Origin of the sequence: Frankia sp. CpI1-P, assembly GCF_001421075.1 — a bacterium.
GTDB lineage: Bacteria > Actinomycetota > Actinomycetes > Frankiales > Frankiaceae > Frankia > Frankia torreyi.
This window is the reverse complement of record NZ_LJJX01000003.1, coordinates 209,741-227,023: the sequence shown is the minus strand read 5'-3', so window position 1 is coordinate 227,023 and position 17,283 is coordinate 209,741. Positions and strand designations below refer to the sequence as shown.

Below are 17,283 nucleotides of genomic sequence, written 5' to 3'. Positions count from 1 at the left end.
CGAGACCGACCGGCCGCGAGGTCAGCCGTCGGCGCCGAGCACCAGCCGGCGCGGCGGGAACTGAGCGACACCCACCGGCACCCCGAAGCTGCGCACCTGATGAGCGCGGGTGACCACCGCCGCTCCTTCGAGGAGGTTCAGGGCGATCTGGACGACGCTGCGCTCCGCCGCCTGTGCGAGGAAGCTNCCGCTGATCCACCGGTTGAACGCGCCCATCGCCGGACCGCACCAGATCTGGTAGTCGGTGCGCCGGCTCTGCTCGCCGGCGAGCGCCCACCGGCCGGAGTTCCCCAGATACCACCGGAACACCAGCGCCATCCGGTGCTTGGCATCGTGCAACGCCCGCTCCACCTGGCCGGGGTCGCGTTCGACCCAGTACGCGGCGGTGCGGGTCCACACGTCGTCCAGGGACATGCCGAACAGGTCGCGCTCCAGCTTCGCGCGCAGTTCGGGGGCGAGCTGTTCCAGGCTGTCGTGCCGGCGGTACGCCTCGAACAGCAGCCCGGCACGCGGCGCGAACATCGATCCGCGGCGCAGCACCTGCACCTTGGCGCCGAGTTCGAACATGTCCGCGGCCGGCGCCAGCGCCACGTCGGCCAGGTCGGCACCGGCGAGCATCGCCTTGGCGTCCTCGGACTGGCCGGACTCGACGCTGACCTGGTTCACCGAACCGGTGAGCACGTAGGCCGCGCCGAGCGCGAAGGCCGCCGCGACCGCCTGCGGCGTGCCCAGGCCGCCGGCGGCGCCCACCCGCACTGGCCGCGGGTAGTCGAAGCGGGCGACGACCCGGTCCCGCACGGCCTGCACGGCCGGGACCACGATGGCCATCGGCCGCCCGTCGGTATGCCCGGCGCTGTCGGCCTCGACCGTGATGTCCTCGGCGATCGGCAGGCCCGCCGCGAGCTCCGCCTCCGCCGCGGTGATCTGCCCGGCGTCGACCAGGGCACGCAGGATCTCCCCCGGCGGCGGCGACATGAACTGCTCGGCGACCTCGGGCCGGGAGATCTTCGCGAACACCCGGGTTCGGCGCTCCACCCGGCCGTCGGGCGTGCGGCGCAACCCCGCCGCCGCGCAGCGGACCACCGCCGGCGTGATCGACATGAACGCCGACGCCGAGACGCACGGAACCCCGTGGCGCAGCAGCAGGGCGGCGGTGGTGTTCTCCAGCGCCGGGTCGCCCGGCGAGTGCAGCAGGTTGACCCCCCAGTTCGGCTGGCCGGCGAGCGCGTCGGCCAGGGTGACGACGGCCTTCTCGATCCGGTCGAGTCCCAGCCCGCCCGAGCCGAAGAAGCCGAGCATCCGGGCGCGGGCCATCGCGGTCACCATCGCGGTCGTCGCGATGCCGGTCGCCATCTCCCCGGCGATGTAGGGGAAACGCACCCCGTGCGCCGCCGCGAACGAGCGGTCGCCAAGCCACTCCGGGTACAGGGCGGGCAGGATGCCCACCACCACCGGGGCGGCGGGGTCCCCGGCGCCGACGTCGCCGCCGAGACCGAGGCCGACGCCCCGGCCGGGCACGGCCAGCAGGTGCACCGGCTCCCGCACCGCGCGCACGCAGGCGGCAAGCTCCGGTCCGGTGAAGGCCGCCGGGTGCGGGCCCGGCCGCCAGGTCGGTGCCGTCACCGGCCGGCTGTCGGATCCATCCGGGTGGGGCCGACGCGCAGGCGGCCGGCGCAGCGCCGGCGCAGGACGGCTCCGGCGCTCCGGCGGGCCCGCGATGCGGGGCGGTCGAGGGGTGACGGTCATCGGCTGCTCCCACCCGGGGCGGATTTGATCTGGGCGGATTCGACCCGCGGCGCCGGGTCTGTCCGTGCGGCCGGGTAGGTCCGCGCGGCGGGGTCGAGAGGCGCGGCGGGATCGGCTCGTGCGGCGGGATCGGCCCTGGTCGTCGGGTCGTAGGCGGACAGGGCGCGGGCCAGCAGGTCGGAGGCGAGCAGGTCGCCCGGAGCCAGGTCCATCTCCGCGACGCCCAGGCCGGAGAGCAGGTAGTCCCGGTCCACCAGCGTCTCGGCGAGCCGCTCGCCCAGCGCCGTGCGGGTGCGGGTGTCGTCGAAGACGTGGCGATGGCGCAGGTACATGAGGAACCCGGGCACCATGCCGATGATCCGTTCCAGCGGCGTCGGGTCGGTCGGGGGCTGCTCGACGAGCTCCACGCGGACCGGCAGGAGGCTCTCCAGCAGGTCGATGGGCAGCGACACGGGCAGGTCGCGGCTGCTGACGATGTGATAGGTGGTCGTCGCGCCGGCCGGTGGGCGCCCGGCGAGGCGCACCATGTCCCGCACGGCGTCATCGACGGCCATCATGTTCCAGCGTGCCTGCGGGTCGCCGACGACCCGCACGGTCTGCACGGCCGGCTCCTCGGCGTCGACCAGGCCGCCTTCCACCGCCATCGAGGCGATCGTGAGCATGAAGCGGGCGACCGCCTCCAGGGTGTCCGACGGCAGGTCCGGATGCGGCGGGCGGTGGCTGACCAGGACGCTCGGCCGGAACACCACGACCGGCCGGCCGCTGTCGGCCGACCAGTCCCGGACCACGACCTCCGCCTCGTACTTCGATTGCTCGTACGGGCTGGCAAATCCCCACGAGGCGTCGAGCTGGTCCTCGTAGACGACCGGGTCGGGCCGCAGGCCGGCCACGAACGCCGTGCTCACGTGGTAGAAACGCGGCCGTCGCCCGCCCGCCGCCGCCAGCGCCAGCATGTTCCGGGTGCCGCCGACGTTGACGTGCTGCAGCTCGGTGAGGTCGCCGGCGAGCTTCGTCTGGGCGGCGCTGTGCCAGATGGCGTCGACGCCGTCCGCCACCCGCCGAAAATCGGCACGAGCGAGGCCGAGGAACGGCTCGGCCACGTCCACGTCGACCACCGAGACCCGGTGCGGGAGCTCGTCGACCAGCCGCGGGCTGGCCCCGGTGACCTGCAGGAACCTGGCGAGCCGGGCCGCGGCGTCCCCGGAGCCCGCATGGGCCAGAACCGTCAGCGACGCATTCCGCTCGAGAAGTTCCCGCACCAGATGCACACCCAGAAATCCGGTTGCCCCGGTGATTGCGATCTCCACGAGAATTCCCGCCTCCTGGTCGACGGCGGCCATCCGGCTTGTCCGCGGAAGCACTGCGGCCGAGCCGGGAAACCGCGCATTCTCCGCATACGTCGGGCCACTGATGGAATATGGGATGCGAAAGCGGTCACCCGGATTCGGTGACAGTACGTCGACGTCAGGGACGCGTATCGCGACCGCCGGGGGGGCATGCCGGTGCGATCCCCCGCACAGCGGGTGGTCAGGCCCTGCGTTACGGGGTACCCACCCTGGGTCGCAATAACAGTGCGTCCTTTTCCGAACCGCACCCGGACACCCGGATCGGGTGACTTCGCCAGGCGGCCAGGCGGCCAGGCGGCCAGGCGCGGGCCGCGGGCGGGCACCGCAGCCGAGCTGGCGGCAAGCGGCGGCGCGAGGGCAAGGGCTGCGGCGGCAGGCGGCAGGCGGCAGGCGGCAGGCGGCAGGCGGCAGGCGGCAGGCGGCAGGCGGACGCTACGGGCTGCCGAGGAGGCGCCGCGCGCCGACCGGCGGATGCGCCGGTCGGCGCGGAGGGCGCGTCAGACTGCGGAGAAGGAGACCTCGGTGGACTTGATCAGTGCGGTGACCGGCGTACCGGGCTCGAGCTTGAGCTCCTCGGCCGCCGCCCGGGTGATCGCCGCCGTGAGCTCCACATCCTTGCCGACCTTGATCCTCGCGACTGACATCGCACCGCCGGAGTCGAGTCCGACGAGCGTGCCCGCCAGCTTGTTCCGGATACTCAGTCCGGACACCTCGGTGGTCGCCACCGCGATGTCGGTCGACTTGATGAGCGCCTCCACGGCGGTGCCGATGCCGATACCGAGATCCTTGATCGCGTCCATCGTGACCGTGGCCGCGAGTGACTGGCCGCCGGGAATCTCCATGGTGACGGTTCCCATGACCGAGCCGCTAACTATCTNGGTAATAATTCCGGTGAATCGGTTACGAATACTAAGGATCATGAATCGACCTTATCTAGCTCATGTATCGGACGAGTTGCATGACGACGGTGTTACCCGAGTCACGCGGCCNTCTTCCGGCCGTTCGAGCAACGCTGCGACCGGCGAATACCCCCGGGCAGTCGGGTCACACTGGGGCCTATCGGACCGTCCGACCCGGCCAACTGGACCGCACCCACGGACCCTTCTTCCTACATCAGACCGCATCTGCGTTTAAATTGCTAGGATCTAACCGTAGATGCGGCTGAACGCCGGGCCGCAAGGTGGCCGCAACCCGCGGTCGCCTGCCCCGATGAGGAAGGGGCGGCGGATGTCCGCGCAGCTCAGCGCCACTACGACCGCGGCGCACCGCCTCGTCGCGCGTCCCGCTCCGGTGGGCGGCCCCTGGCATCCACCACCTACGGGCCACCCGGCGCCGGCGCGTATCGAGCTGTCAACAACAATGGCAACCGGCCGCCCGTCCCCGCAAAGAGCCGGAAACCTGCCGGTCAAGAGCCTACCGGCACTTCCGTTCCGGCCTTTGCCTGCAGACCCGACGCGAATTCCGAGCAGAGTAGGTATCTGACGTGTCCTGGAGCGGCTCCGCACACTCCCACGAAGAGACGACCGAGTGGCTCTCGCGAGTCGAGAAGGTCACTCCCGTCCTGGTCCGCCATCGCGAGCAGGCCGAACGGGAAAGGGTGACGCCGCCCGCCGTCATCGCCGCGCTGCGGGATCAGAATATTCACCGCATGTGGGTGTCCCCGTCCTTCGGTGGCGGCGGAGTCAGCGTCCGGACCGGTTCCGCCGTCCTGCAGGCCCTCGCCCGCGTCGACGCCTCGGTCGCCTGGCAGATGGGGGTGCAGGGAGTTATCTCCCGGATGTCGGACTACCTGCCGGAGCAGGTCGCCTGCCAGCTCTTCCAGGACAGCGACGGGCTCGTGGTCGGTGGGATCAACCCGTCTGGTCAGGCCGAGCCGGTGCCCGGCGGCTACCGACTACGGGGCCGCTGGTCGTTCGCGAGCGGATCCACGCACGCCGACTGGCTCGTCTGTGCCTCCCTGGTCACGGAGGTCGACCCCGCCGCGGAGGAAGGCCTCGTCCTGGCGCCCGACAGTGCGGGAGGCGGCCCCGCGGGAGGCGGCCCCTCGGGAGGCAGCCCCTCGGGAGGCAGCCCCGCAGCGGGCGGCCCCCCGGGCGGCGATCCCGCGGGTGGCGATCCCGCGACGGCGGCGACCGCGCGGACCCGGATGCTGTTCGTCCCCGCCGACGCGGTCCGCTTCGACGACGACTGGTTCACGACGGGCCTGCGGGGGACGGGAAGTGTCAGCTTCACCGTCGACGACCAGTTCGTGCCCGAGGAGTTCACCGTCGACGGCGGCCTGCTGCGCCGCCCACCGGCCGCCCGTCCCTCCCGCGGCTATCCCATCGCCTACTACGACTTCGGGCCGTTCACCACGGCGTCGACGATCCTCGGCATCGCCCAGGATGCGTTGAGCGCCTTCCCGGGCATCGCCGTGGGCACGGTCCCCGCCCGGGGGACGCAGACCCTGGGCTCCAGCCACACCGTCCAGGCCGGCCTCGCCCGCGCCGCCGCGCTGGTCCGCTCCGCCGAGCTGCTGCTGGAAGACGCCGCCAACCATGCCAGCCTGNGCTGCCTGATCGGCGGCGAGGAGCTGTCCGCGCTGATCAGGCTGGCCGCCGCCACCGTCGGCGAGAACACGGTCAAGGCCGTGGACAGCCTGCACAGCATGGCCGGCACCCGCGCGCTGGGCTCGGGCGGGCGGCTCGACCGCTGCCTGCGCGACGTCCACAGCGCGGCCGCGCACATCACCCTGTCGCCGATGAACTTCGAGATGGTCGGCGCCTACCTGCTGGGCGGCTCGCTGCTGATGCGGCGTTGACCGCGAGCCCGCCGGCCGGCGCGGCCTCCGGGTCGGGACGCGGCCGGCACCGGTTCCCGTGGCCGCCGTCCGTCCCGGGGCGCTCCGCCGGCCGGAACCGGCGAGCCGCGCCGAGGCGGCGCCGGCCGTACCCCCGGCGTCCGTCCACTGCGCCGCGGCCACCGTCCCGGCCGGGAGCCTCGCCGCGCCGGCCGGCCCGCGCCCGCGTGGCGCGGGCGGCTCAACCCGGCAGGAGCCTGGCCGGCACGTCGACAAGCCGCGAGCGGACGTCCTCGCCGGGCCCCTTCGCCTGCGGGTCCGACCGGGTCAGCCGGGTCAGTCGGGACGATCGGCGAGGAGGTCGGGGAGCACCATCGTCCCCGGCGCGCGCCGGCCGCCGAGGCCGGGCCGGGGGCGCACAGCGTCGGCGGTGACGGGCTCGCCGCAGGCGGAGCAGTGCACCGTGGGGATGAACTCCCGGCCGCAGCGGTCGTGCTCGAACCGGATCGGCGGGCCGCCTTCGGGCGTCGCCCAGCGATCCCCCCAGGCGGTCATCCCGAGGAGCACCGGGACGAGGTCGCGACCGGCGTCGGTCAGTTCGTACTCGAACCGCGGTGGACGATCGGCATACCGGACCCGCCGGACCACTCCGCCGGCGACCAGGTCGGCCAGCCTGGAGGTCAGCAGGTTGCGGGAGATCCCCAGGTCCGTGACCAGCTCGTCGAAGCGGCGGATGCCCAGGTAGAGGTCGCGCAGCACCAGTGGCGACCACCAGTCGCCCACCACCTCCAGAGTCCGGGCGAGGGAGCAGTGCATAGCCGCGAAGCTCGTCTGGCGCTTGNCATCCTCCCTCGCGTGAACACGGGGGATTCCAACTTCTACACATCCACCGGAGGGGGCGCGCAGTGTTGAGGTTCGCGGTTCACAGGCCGCCCATTGGCGTCGCCTCCCCGCGCAGTCACCCACGTGGTTGCCCACTGATGCCCCAGGGCGATGTTCCGTGCCGCGTTCACGTCGGCGTTCGCCTGACATCCGCAGNCCCGACAGCGGAAGACGGCTTGGTTCTCACGCGCCTCCCGATCCCGGGTCCCGCAGGTGTTACAGGTCTGCGACGTGTACGCAGGATTGATTTTCTCGACCCGGCCGGGGGCTTTCTGTTCCAACCGCCGGACCAGCAGCCCCCAGCCGTGGGCGAGAATGCTCCGGTTCAGCCCGGCTTTCTGCCGCACGTTCCGCCCCGGCGCGGCGACGGTGCCCCGCGCCGAGCGGGTCATGGTCCCGACCGGCAGAGCCTCGACCCGGATCAGGTCGTACCGGCGGGCAAGACCGGTGCTGGTCTTCTCGACCCAGTCCTTGCGCCGGTCGACCTCCCGGGCCTTCACCCGGGCGATCCGCGCGCGGAGCCGGGCCCGCCGGTTCGATCCACGTTTCGCTTTCACGAGCCGGCGTTGCAGGCGGACCAGCCGAGCCTGTTCCCCGGGCCGCAACCCGGGACAGTGCAGCGACTCCCCGCTGCTCAGCGCGGCCGACACGGTCACGCCCCGGTCCGCCCCGACAATCGTGCCGGTACCCGGCGCCGGGATCGGATCGGGCACGACCGCGAACGCGACATGCCAGCGGCCCGCCCGGTCCCGCGTCACCCGGTAGGAACGTGCATCCGGGACCGTCCGGGACCGGCGGAACCGCACCCAGCCCACCTTCGGGATCCGGACCTCGGACCAGCGGCGGTTCAGGGNACGCACATCCGCGGGTTTCACCGCGACAATCCGGAAACCCTCCGACCGGCCACGTTTCCGCCACGACGGCCTACGATGCGAACCCCGGAAAAATTCGCCATGGCCGTGGCGAAATCCCGCAACGCCTACTGCTGGACAATATGCGAACCAGCCGCCAGCCACGGATTCTCCCGACGCGCCTCGGTCAACTGGCGCGACTGCTCATTGTAGCCGGGGGCCGGGCCGCGGCGCAGATTCCACGACGACTGTTGCTCCGCGGCGAGGTTCCACACGTACCGCGCATGCCCGCAATGGTCCTCCAGCACAGCCGCCTGTTCGACAGTCGGACAAAGTCGGTAGCGGGACATGCCTCCATTCTACGACAAGGATATCGACCAATGACCCGAGCCTAGCGGGTTGCACTATTGAACTTACTGCCGCTAGCGTGGATCTCGCCGCGGCCGGCGCCACCGCCGGGACCCGCAGGTCCAGCGAAAGCAGGAGGGCCGATGTACCACCGCATCGTGGCGGGCAGGGNGCGCGCCGCCTTCGCCGCCATCAGCGCCGGCGACTGGGAGTCGATGATCGCCGGAATGGCGCCGACGTTCACCTACCGCTTCTACGGGGAACACGCGCTGTCCGGCGAGCGCCACACCGCGGCCGCGCTACGGCTGTGGTGGCAACGCACCGAGCGGCTGCTGCCCGGCACGACCTTCCAGGTCGACGACGTGCTCGTCGCCGGATGGCCCTGGTCGACCCGCATCGCCACCCGCGTCACGGTCGACGCCGGCCTGCCGGACGGCTCCCGCTACGACAACGTCGTTATGCAGTTCATGCGGATGCGCTGGGGGAAGATCACCGAGGTCAGGACCCTGGAGGACACCGCGGTCCTGGCCCGGACCCTCGACCGGCTCGCCGCCGCCGGCATCGCCGAGGCACATGCGGCCCCGATCACCGACGCGGCAATCACCGACGCGGCCGCCGCCACCCCGGCGGTGGCGACGCCGGCTGTGGCCACGCCGGCCCGCCCCCGGCCGAGGTGACGTCCCGCTCACATCTGCCTCGCATCCCGGCGGGCCACCCTGACGAGGGTCGGGACGTCCGAGGAGGTAGCGAAGTGACCGTGTCAACTGAGCATCCGGCTGTGCGGGTGGCACCACGCCCGGCGGCGGAGGTGCCCGGGCCGGCCGGCAATGGGCTGGCGGCCCTGCGCCGGATGCGGTCCGATCCCCTCACCCGGTTCCTCGACCTGCGCCGCGCCTACGGCCCGGTGGTGCATCTCGCCGCCTGGCCCGTGTCGGCCTACCTGGTCAGCGACCCGGAGGCGATCGCCGACGCCCTGGTCGGCGGCCACCGTGCCTACGCCAAGGGGGCGGCGCGGCGCGGTCGCGGCGGGCGCCTGACGGTCGTCCAACCGCTGTCGCTCCTGCTTGGCCGGGGGCTGTTGACCAGCTCCGGGCAGACCCACCGCACGAACCGGCGGCTCATGCAGCCGCTGTTCCACCGCCAGCGGATCGCCGGCTACGGCGCGGCGTTCGCCGCGATCGCCGACTCCACCGCCCGCCGTTGGCGCGACGGCCAGCGCCTCGACGTCCACGCCGAGATGTCCGAGATGACGCTGGAGATCGTCGCGCGCACCCTGTTCGACGTGCCGCTCGACGACGCCCTGATCGAGGTCGTCCGCACCGCGCTGCACGAGAACATGNCGGCGGCGGGTCGCCGCGTCCTGCCCGGCTTCACCGCCGCCGAGCGGCTGCCGCTGCCCGCCTCCCGCCGCCGGCGGGCCTCCCGCGACGCCCTCGACCGCATGGTCTACGGCCTGATCGCCCGGCGGCGGGCGGCCGGCGCCACCGGCGACGACCTGCTCTCCCTGCTGCTGTTCACCCAGGACGCCGAGACCGGTGCGCGGATGGACGACACCCAGGTCCGCGACGAGGCGTTGACGCTGCTGCTCGCTGGGCACGAGACCACGGCAAACGCGCTGTCCTGGACGTTCCATCTCCTCGGCGCCGACCCACAGGCCGAGCGGGCGTTGCAGGCCGAGCTCGACACGGTGCTGGGCGGGCGGCCCCCGACGATCGACGATCTGCCCCGGTTGGAGTACACCCAGGCGGTGCTGCAGGAAGCCATGCGGCTCTACCCGCCGGTCTGGGCGATGGGCCGGCACCTCACCGAGGACCGCGAGGTCGGCGGGCACCTGCTGCCGGCCGGTTCCACGCTGCTGTTCAGCCAGTGGGTGGTGCACCGCGACGAGCGCTGGTGGCCGGACCCGGACCGGTTCGATCCGACCCGCTGGCTGCGCCCCTGCGCGGCGACAACCGACACCGACACCGACACCGAGGCGGTGCCCGAGCGTCCACGGTTCGCCTACTTCCCGTTCGGTGGCGGTCCCCGCCAGTGCATCGGCAACACGTTCGCGCTGGCCGAGGGGGCGCTGGCGCTCGCCGCGATCGCCCGGCACCGGTCGCTGCGGCCCGTGCCCGGCCTCGATGTCGTCCCCCATCCGCTGGTCACGCTGCGCCCGCGGGACGGGCTGCCGATGACCGCACATTCCCGGCGGCCGAGCTGACCGGACCGGTGCGCGCCGCCCCCGCCGGCCGGCGGGGGCGGCGGACTCGGTAGCGTCTCGGCGGCATGGAGCGCATCCGGACCGTGCTCATCGACATCGACGGCGTGCTGACGGTGTCCTGGCAGGCGCTGCCCGGCGCGCCCCAGGCGCTGGACCGGCTGCGGGCGGTGGGGCTCGGCGTCGCGTTCGTCACGAACACCACCTCCCGCGACCGGGCGTCGATCGCGGCGACGCTCGCGGCCGCGGGCTTCACGGTCGACCCCGGCGAGGTGTTCACCGCGCCCGCCATGGCCGCGTCCTACCTGCGCCAGCACCACCCGGCCGCCCGCTGCCACGTGCTCACCAGCGGGGACATCCGCGCCGATCTCGAGGGGGTGGCGCTCAGCGTGCCCGGCGAACGGCCGGATGTCATCGTGCTGGGCGGTGCCGGGCCGGAGTTCAGCNACGAGGCGATCAACCAGGTCTTCGCCTGGGCGACGGACGGCGTGCCCCTTGTCGCGCTGCACCGCAACCTGTTCTGGCGCACCAGCGGCGGCCTCCAGCTTGACACCGGCGCCTACCTGCACGGTCTGGAGCAGGCGCTNGGCCGGCCGGCGGTCGTCGTCGGCAAGCCGGCGGCGGAGTTCTTCGCCACCGCGCTGCGCGCGCTCGGTTCGCGGCCCGCGGAGGCGGTCATGATCGGCGATGACGTCGAGCACGACGTGCTCGCGGCCGCCCGCCATGGACTGACCGGGGTGCTGGTCCGCACCGGCAAGTTCCGGTCCGACACCCTCGCGGCGGCCTCCGGGCGTCCCGACCACGTCATCGACTCGTTCGCCGATCTCCCCGCGCTGCTCGACGGTCTCGGCTGAGACCGGCCGGCGCGGTCGTCGGCCGGTCTCCGCCGCTGCTGCGGGTTTCACCCATGACAGCCCGGCACGTCCCTGTAAGATGGGATGAATGCCTGAAATTCATGCGTGGACACCACGGACCGGCGACAGCGCGCGGACGCCTTCGGGCAGCGCGGGTCAGCACCGGGCGAGACACCCGTCCATGCGGCCGGCGGCAGGGGCGCCGTCACCGTCGGGTCAGCCTGCGGGGGGTTCCGCTGGTCCGATCGGNGGCGCCGTTCCTGGCGCGCCCCGCATCTTCTGACGCCGTGGCCCCGATGACCGGGCGCTCGCCGTCCGACTCGATGTCCATCAATTCGACGTCCATCAATTCGACGCCCGTCGACTCGTTGTCCGTCGACTCGTTGTCCGTCGACTCGTTGTCCGTCGACACCGCCCCGCTGCGACCCGCCCAGCCCATGGTGCCCATGCAGCGCCCGCCCGAGGTGCTGTTCGTGTGCGTGCACAACGCGGGACGCTCACAGATGGGTGCCGCGCTGCTCGACCAGCACGGCCGCGGCCGGGTTCAGGCCCGCTCCGCCGGCCCCGCGCCCGCGGCGACCCTGCATCTGCCGGTGGTCGCGGCCATGGCCGAGGTCGGCATCGACCTGTCCGGAGCCTGCCCGACCCGGCTCACCGACGACGCCGTGCGCGCCGCGTCGGTCGTCATCACCATGGGCTGTGGCGACACCGTCCCGATCTACCCGCACACCCGGTACCTCACCTGGGAGCTCGACGACCCGGCGGAGAAGCCCCTCGAGGACGTCCGGCCGATCCGGGACGAGATCGACTCCCGGGTGCGCTCCCTGCTGTACAGCCTCGGGGTCGCCGCCCGGGTCGGCCTGCTGCGCGACCGGCCCGACCTTGACCAGCCGGGCAGTGATCGGCTCGACCTTGACCAGCCGGGCCGCGACCAGCCGGGTCGGGGTGCGTACCAGCCGTCCGGCGGCCCGACCGGCCCACGCCGCCTGCCCGCCGCCCCGCCCCGGCCGCGCCCGCACCGGACCGCCTCGACCACCGGTCAGCCGACATCGCCCGGTCCTGACCGCGCGGCGCCGGGGGTCAGCCGGCCGACGCCGCGACGACGCGGGCCAGGTTCTCCAGCGACTTCTCCAGGGACGCCACCGGGACGACCGGCCAGGTGATCCGGGCCTTCCACCGCTCGGGCGACCCACTCCAGTCGCAGTAGGACGTCACGTCGGTGGTGGTCGCGTCGACGGGGTCGAGCAGGTAGCCGTAGACGTGACCGACGTTCGGCATGCCGACCCCCGCGACGCCCCATTCGAGCTGCGCGTCCCGGCTGAACCTGGTGACCGTGTTGATCACCTTGTAGCGGCCGAGGGGGACGTCGCCGAGCGGCTCGCGGTCCATGTCCATCTCGAAGGTGTCGCCGACCTGCTCGAGGCGCTTAGCGTCGACCGGGGCGACGAGCATCCCGGAGCCGTCGATGCGCACATGGCCGTGCGGATCCGTGATGAGCGCGAAGATCTCGCTCGCGGCGGCCGGCACCCGCCGCTGGACGGACACACGCTCGGAGTCGGACATCGGCATCCTCCACGGATCACCCGGGCCAGCGACTGCTCGCTGCTGGTGACGCTGGTCCAGCGCCGATCCCTGTGTATGCCGCCTTGGTACCCGGGGACAAGCGATTGCCGGCGCCCCGGCTCGGCCCTTCGGCCCGCGCCACCGCGGCCCGTCCGGCCGCTATTCGGCGGCGATCCGCCCGACGTGGGCGACGGTGCAGGTCAGCTTGGTGTCGCTGGGGACGTCCGCGCCCACCGGCCGGACCGTGAACGTCTTGCGGGCGCCGGAGTCCACCTTGAACAGCGACGCCAACCCGCTTTCGATCTTGCTGTCGTTGGCCTTGACGTCGACCTGGATGACGTAGTTCGACCGCTTGGACGAGCCGTTGTTCACCTCGCCCGTCACCACCGCCCGGTGGTTGTCGGGGTCGCGCTCGCAGCCGGTGATCCGGACGTCCGCCGCCGCGCCGGACCCGTCGGAGGAGCACCCCGCCGCAACCGCCCCGAACCCGACGGCACACCCGAGCACAAGGCCACCCGCGAGGAGCCGCCCGGGCCGCCCGGNGGGCCGCGCACGGCCGGACGGCGGGACGGCCCGCGATCTCAAAGCGCCGGAAGCACGCGAAGACGACACCGCCTCAGCCTACGGTCTCGCTCCGCGACGAACACGACGCTGTAGGTTTCGGTCCTGTCGCCTCCCCGACTGCCCGGCACCGACTTCCCGGCGTCCNCGGCATCGACGACTGATCCGGGCTGTTCAGCCGGTGAACAGCGGGACGATGGCGGCGCCGAGCTCGACCGTGCCTCCGCGCATGACGTCCGCCCGCAGGCCGCCCCGCTCGGCGAGGGCCCGCCACAGGCCCGGGCGGTCGAGCAGGCGTTCGAGATAGCCGCACGGCGGGCACGGCCGCGCGCCGTACAGCACCACATCCCCGACGCGGAACGCCCTGCCGATCAGATCCGGCAGGTCGATCCCCTCGGTCACCAGGTTGCGCCGCGTCTCGTGTTCGGCGAGCGTGACCCGACCGTCGTCGACCACGGCACGGATCGCCTCCCGGGCGATCAGCGTCACCGCCCGCCCGGAACCGCCCCACGCGGAGTAGGTCCCGGTGCCCGCCGCGTAGCGGTCACCGTCCAGGCCCTGGCCCTCGATCACCCGCACCCGGGAGCGGGCCCGCATCGCCGCGCCGCGGCCGGCCGCGGTGTAGATGCCGACCAGGCGACCGCCACGGTCCATGCGGGCGACGCTACCCTCCCACGGACACCCGCGCGGTCGCCTGTCGCGGCGGCCACCGCCGCCACCGGCAGCACCGCAGGTGGGAAGGGTCGCGGCTGCGACACCGCTGGGAAATACTCCTCGAATGAGTGAGATCCTGATCGCCGAGACGCTCGGCACCACGCGCCTGATCACCCTGAACCGGCCCCAGGCCCGCAACGCGCTCGGCGGCGGGCTCGTCACCGCGCTGTATTCGGCGTTAGTCGCCGCGGACGAGGACCCGGACGTGCACGTGGTCGTCCTGACCGGCGCGGACCCGGCGTTCTGCGCCGGCGTCGACCTCAAGGAGGCCGCGCGGGATGGCAAGAAGTACTTCGACCAGTTCGAGGGCACCAACTGCGTCGGCCAGGTCGCGCGGATGCGGACCCCGGTCATCGGCGCCGTCAACGGGCCGGCGTTCACCGGCGGCCTGGAGATCGCGCTGGGCTGCGACTTCCTCATCGCCTCCGAGCGCGCCGTGTTCGCCGACACGCACGTGCGCGTCGGGGTGCTGCCCGGCGGCGGGCTGACCGCGCACCTGCCGTTGTTCGTCGGCGTCGGCAACGCCCGGCGGATGTCGATGACCGGCGCGCTCGTCGACGCCGCCGAAGCGCTGCGCATGGGGCTGGTCACCGAGGTCGTGCCGCACGGGGAGCTGCGCGATCGGGCGCTGGCGGTGGCCGCGTCCGTGGGCGAGGTCGACCCGCGGATGATGCGCGGGCTGAAGAAGGTCTACGCCGACGGCATCGCCACCTACACCGGCCCGGCGAGCGCCGCCGAGGCGCGCGGCACGATCGAGACCCCGCCGGCGTTCGGCGAGATCGAGCAGCGCCGGGTCGAGGTGATGGCCGGCAACCGGGCGCGCCTGGGCGCCGACCACGGCTGAGGGGCGCCCCTCAGCCGGCGTAGCGCTCGCGCAGCCGGATGCGCTGCAGCTTGCCGGTGGGCAGCCGCGGCAGCTCCTCGACGAACTCGACCGTGCGCGGCACCTTGAAGCCGGCGAGCCGCTCGCGGCCGAACGCCTGCAGCTCGGCCGCGAGCTCCGCCCCGACGACCGCCTCGGCGGTCGGTTGGACCACGGCGAGCAGCCGCTGCCCCATCTCCGCGTCCGGCACGCCGATCACCGCGACGTCGGCGACGGCGGGGTGCAGGATCAGCACGTTCTCGATCTCCTGCGGATAGAGGTTGACCCCACCGGAGATGACCAGGTCGGTTCGGCGATCGGCCAGGTAGAGGTAGCCGTCGGCGTCGAGGTGGCCGAGGTCGCCGAGGGTGAGCCAGCCACGGTCGTTGTAGGCGGCGGCGGTCTTCTCCGGGTCGTTGTGGTACTCCATCCGGGTCGGGCTGTCGAAGTAGACCCGGCCGATCTCGCCCACGGGCAGCTCCGCGCCGTCCTCGCCGACGATGTGCACGACCCCGATGACGGGCCGCCCCACCGAGCCGCGGTGGGTGAGCCACTCCTGCGAGGTCAGCGCGCACATGCCGCCGCCCTCGCTACCGGCGTAGTACTCGAAGACGATCGGCCCGAGCCAGTCGATCACCTGCTGCTTGACCTCCGGCGGGCAGGGCGCGGCGGCGTGCACGACCAGGCGCAGGCTGGACAGGTCGAAGGCGGTGCGCTGCGCGGCGGGCAGCTTGAGCAGGCGGACGAACATCGTCGGCACGACCTGGACGTGGGTGACCCGGTAGCGCTCGATCGCCCGCAACGCCTCGACCGGATCGAAGCGCTCCATGAGGACGACCGTGCCGCCGAGGCGCTGGGTCGCGGTGCTCCAGCCCGTCGGCGCCGCATGGTAGAGCGGCGCCGGGCACAGGTAGACGCTGTCGGGGCCGAATCCGAACGAGCCGACCATCGCGCGGTCGATGGCCAGGCCGGTGCCGAACGGGTCGAGCGGCAACGCCGGCTCGATGCCCTTGGGGCGGCCCGTCGTGCCCGACGAGTAGAACATGTAGATGCCCTCGACCTGGCCGGCGGGCTCGCCATCCGGCTGGCCGGCGAGGGCGGTGCGGTGGTCGAGGATGCCCTCGGCGAGCTCGGCCGGCCCGGCATCGATCATGACGATGTGCTCCNGCCGGGCGGCGGACTCCCGGACCCGCTTGACGATCGGGGCCAGCTCGGCGGAGGTGAACAGCACCCGTGCCCCGCAGTCGTCGACGATGTGGGCGGTCTCCTCGGCGGTGAGGTGCCAGTTGACCGGCGTCCAGTACAGGCCGCTGCGCTGCGCGCCCCAGGAGACCTCGAAGTACTCGGGCCGGTTCGGCAGCAGGATCGCCACGTGGTCGCCGGGGCGCAGACCGTAGCCCGCGAGCAGGTGCGCGACCTGCCGGCTGCGACGTTCCAGCTCACCGAAGGTGAGCTGCGCGCTGCCGTCAGCCATCACGACGGCCAGCCGGTCCGCCGGATGCTGGGACGGCTCGCCGAGCATCGCCGCGACCTGGGGCATATGACCCTCCCTGTCGGGCCGCACCCGCCGGCATCGGCCCCGCAATGCGCCGTTTACGTAGTAAACGATGTTAGGGCGGCCACATGCCACGTCAAGAGCATGTGCTCACGAGACAAAACGGGAGGTGGGGGCCCCGATCGCCCGAGGCGTGGGCAGCATCGAGACGGTCGAGGACCCGGCACGCAGCCGGCGGGTGATCTCATCGGGCGGTAGCGGCGGCGCGAACAGGTAGCCCTGGGCGCTGTCGCACTCGACCTGACACAACCGCTCCGCCTGGGCGGCGGTCTCGACACCCTCGGCCGTCACCGTCAGGCGCAGCGAATGGGCGAGCTCGACGAGCATCCGCACGATCTTCTCGCCATCCGGATCGTGCTGGCGAGCGGAGCCGAAGCCGTCGACGAACGGCCCGGCGAGCTTGAGGGTGTGCACCGGCAGCCGGCGCAGGTAGGCGAGGTTGGAGAAACCGGTGCCGAAGTCGTCGATGGCGATCCGCACACCCATCGCGGCGAGGCTGTCCAGGGCCCGCATCGGCTCGCCGGCCGTGCCCATCATCGCACTCTCCGTGAGTTCGAGCTGAAGCAGCTCCGCCGGCAGTCCGGTCTCGTCGAGGATCCGCGCGACCTGGTCGACCAGGTCGGCCTCGCGGGTCTGGCGGGCGGCGAGGTTCACGCTGACGTACGGCGCGCCCGGGCCGTCCGAGCGCAGCTCGCGCCAGCGGGCCGCCTGCCGGCAGGCCAGCTCGAGCACCCGGCGACCCAGCGGAACGATCTGGCCCGTCTCCTCGGCCAGGCCGATGAACGCCTCCGGGCTGAGCAGCCCGAACCGGGGATGCCGCCAGCGGACCAGCGCCTCCACCCCGATCATCAACCCATCAGCCCCATCAGCCCCGTCAGACCCATCAGCCCCGGACTGCTCGCCGAGGGTGACGATCGGCTGATAGACGACGATGAACTGATCCCGCTCGACGGCGCCGGGCAGCATGGTCGACAGGGTGTGCCGGGTCACCTGGCGGGCGTTGCGCTCCGCGTCGAAGACGG

At 72.8% G+C, this 17,283-nt stretch carries 10 protein-coding genes and 13 pseudogenes; 10 read left to right on the top strand and 13 right to left on the bottom strand.

Annotated elements, in window-relative coordinates:
• Positions 1-21 precede the first annotated feature (21 nt).
• The 4 genes and pseudogenes from FF86_RS39585 to FF86_RS03570 all read right to left on the bottom strand — a co-directional run.
• A pseudogene (locus tag FF86_RS39585) lies at positions 22-186 on the bottom strand (2-nitropropane dioxygenase); the annotation flags it as partial.
• Between the two features lies 1 nt (position 187).
• The coding region (locus FF86_RS03580) for a PfaD family polyunsaturated fatty acid/polyketide biosynthesis protein (protein ID WP_242418100.1) at positions 188-1,746 on the bottom strand (1,559 nt) is incomplete at its 3' end.
• On the bottom strand, positions 1,743-3,086 hold the full coding sequence (locus tag FF86_RS03575; RefSeq protein ID WP_236705663.1) for an SDR family oxidoreductase: 1,344 nt from the start codon (positions 3,084-3,086) through the stop codon (positions 1,743-1,745). The genes FF86_RS03580 and FF86_RS03575, both read right to left, overlap by 4 nt.
• A gap of 503 nt (positions 3,087-3,589) precedes the next feature.
• Positions 3,590-3,969: pseudogene (locus FF86_RS03570) on the bottom strand (molybdopterin-binding protein); the annotation flags it as partial.
• A gap of 606 nt (positions 3,970-4,575) precedes the next feature.
• On the opposite strand from FF86_RS03570, the pseudogene FF86_RS03565 reads away from it, so the two are divergent.
• Both FF86_RS03565 and FF86_RS39580 read left to right on the top strand, forming a co-directional pair.
• Positions 4,576-5,640, top strand: a pseudogene (locus tag FF86_RS03565) (acyl-CoA dehydrogenase family protein); the annotation flags it as partial.
• A 1-nt stretch (position 5,641) separates the two neighbouring features.
• Positions 5,642-5,892, top strand: a pseudogene (locus FF86_RS39580) (acyl-CoA dehydrogenase); the annotation flags it as partial.
• Between the two features lie 315 nt (positions 5,893-6,207).
• On the opposite strand, the gene FF86_RS03560 reads toward FF86_RS39580, so the two are convergent.
• The 4 genes and pseudogenes from FF86_RS03560 to FF86_RS39565 form a co-directional block, all read right to left on the bottom strand.
• Entirely contained in the window at positions 6,208-6,687 is a 480-nt protein-coding gene (locus tag FF86_RS03560; RefSeq protein WP_044886810.1) for a helix-turn-helix domain-containing protein, read from the bottom strand.
• Between the two features lie 62 nt (positions 6,688-6,749).
• Positions 6,750-6,909, bottom strand: a pseudogene (locus tag FF86_RS39575) (RNA-guided endonuclease TnpB family protein); the annotation flags it as partial.
• Position 6,910: 1 nt separating this feature from the next.
• Positions 6,911-7,606 (bottom strand): annotated as a pseudogene (locus tag FF86_RS39570) (RNA-guided endonuclease InsQ/TnpB family protein); the annotation flags it as partial.
• 1 nt (position 7,607) lies between these two features.
• Positions 7,608-7,954, bottom strand: a pseudogene (locus tag FF86_RS39565) (helix-turn-helix domain-containing protein); the annotation flags it as partial.
• Between the two features lie 170 nt (positions 7,955-8,124).
• Between FF86_RS39565 and FF86_RS03550 the strand changes: the two are divergent.
• The 7 genes and pseudogenes from FF86_RS03550 to FF86_RS64940 all read left to right on the top strand — a co-directional run.
• Positions 8,125-8,629: nuclear transport factor 2 family protein (locus FF86_RS03550; protein WP_255355688.1), on the top strand; the 505-nt coding region annotated here is incomplete at its 5' end.
• Between the two features lie 173 nt (positions 8,630-8,802).
• A pseudogene (locus tag FF86_RS39560) lies at positions 8,803-9,291 on the top strand (cytochrome P450); the annotation flags it as partial.
• A gap of 1 nt (position 9,292) precedes the next feature.
• The coding region (locus FF86_RS39555; protein ID WP_242418099.1) for a cytochrome P450 at positions 9,293-10,155 on the top strand (863 nt) is incomplete at its 5' end.
• 65 nt (positions 10,156-10,220) lie between these two features.
• Positions 10,221-10,598, top strand: a pseudogene (locus FF86_RS39550) (TIGR01458 family HAD-type hydrolase); the annotation flags it as partial.
• A gap of 1 nt (position 10,599) precedes the next feature.
• Positions 10,600-10,738 (top strand): annotated as a pseudogene (locus FF86_RS39545) (TIGR01458 family HAD-type hydrolase); the annotation flags it as partial.
• Between the two features lies 1 nt (position 10,739).
• Positions 10,740-11,006, top strand: a 267-nt coding sequence (locus FF86_RS39540; RefSeq protein WP_242418098.1) for an HAD hydrolase-like protein, incomplete at its 5' end; no start/stop codon positions are given.
• A 446-nt stretch (positions 11,007-11,452) separates the two neighbouring features.
• Positions 11,453-11,845: pseudogene (locus FF86_RS64940) on the top strand (arsenate reductase ArsC); the annotation flags it as partial.
• Between the two features lie 241 nt (positions 11,846-12,086).
• Here the strand turns inward: FF86_RS64940 and FF86_RS03525 are convergent.
• Together FF86_RS03525 and FF86_RS03515 are read right to left on the bottom strand one after the other, a co-directional pair.
• Entirely contained in the window at positions 12,087-12,569 is a 483-nt protein-coding gene (locus tag FF86_RS03525; RefSeq protein ID WP_044886805.1) for a polyketide cyclase, read from the bottom strand.
• A 735-nt stretch (positions 12,570-13,304) separates the two neighbouring features.
• Positions 13,305-13,784, bottom strand: coding sequence for an MOSC domain-containing protein (locus tag FF86_RS03515; protein ID WP_044886803.1), 480 nt, complete (start codon positions 13,782-13,784; stop codon positions 13,305-13,307).
• 124 nt (positions 13,785-13,908) lie between these two features.
• Here FF86_RS03515 and FF86_RS03510 point away from each other — a divergent pair, with 124 nt between their 5' ends.
• On the top strand, positions 13,909-14,688 hold the full coding sequence (locus FF86_RS03510) for an enoyl-CoA hydratase (RefSeq protein WP_044886802.1): 780 nt from the start codon (positions 13,909-13,911) through the stop codon (positions 14,686-14,688).
• A gap of 10 nt (positions 14,689-14,698) precedes the next feature.
• Here the strand turns inward: FF86_RS03510 and FF86_RS03505 are convergent.
• The 3 genes and pseudogenes from FF86_RS03505 to FF86_RS39525 all read right to left on the bottom strand — a co-directional run.
• Positions 14,699-15,872, bottom strand: a pseudogene (locus tag FF86_RS03505) (AMP-binding protein); the annotation flags it as partial.
• 1 nt (position 15,873) lies between these two features.
• Positions 15,874-16,246, bottom strand: a 373-nt coding sequence (locus FF86_RS39530) for an AMP-binding protein (protein WP_242418097.1), incomplete at its 3' end; no start/stop codon positions are given.
• 105 nt (positions 16,247-16,351) lie between these two features.
• Positions 16,352-17,283: pseudogene (locus tag FF86_RS39525) on the bottom strand (putative bifunctional diguanylate cyclase/phosphodiesterase); the annotation flags it as partial.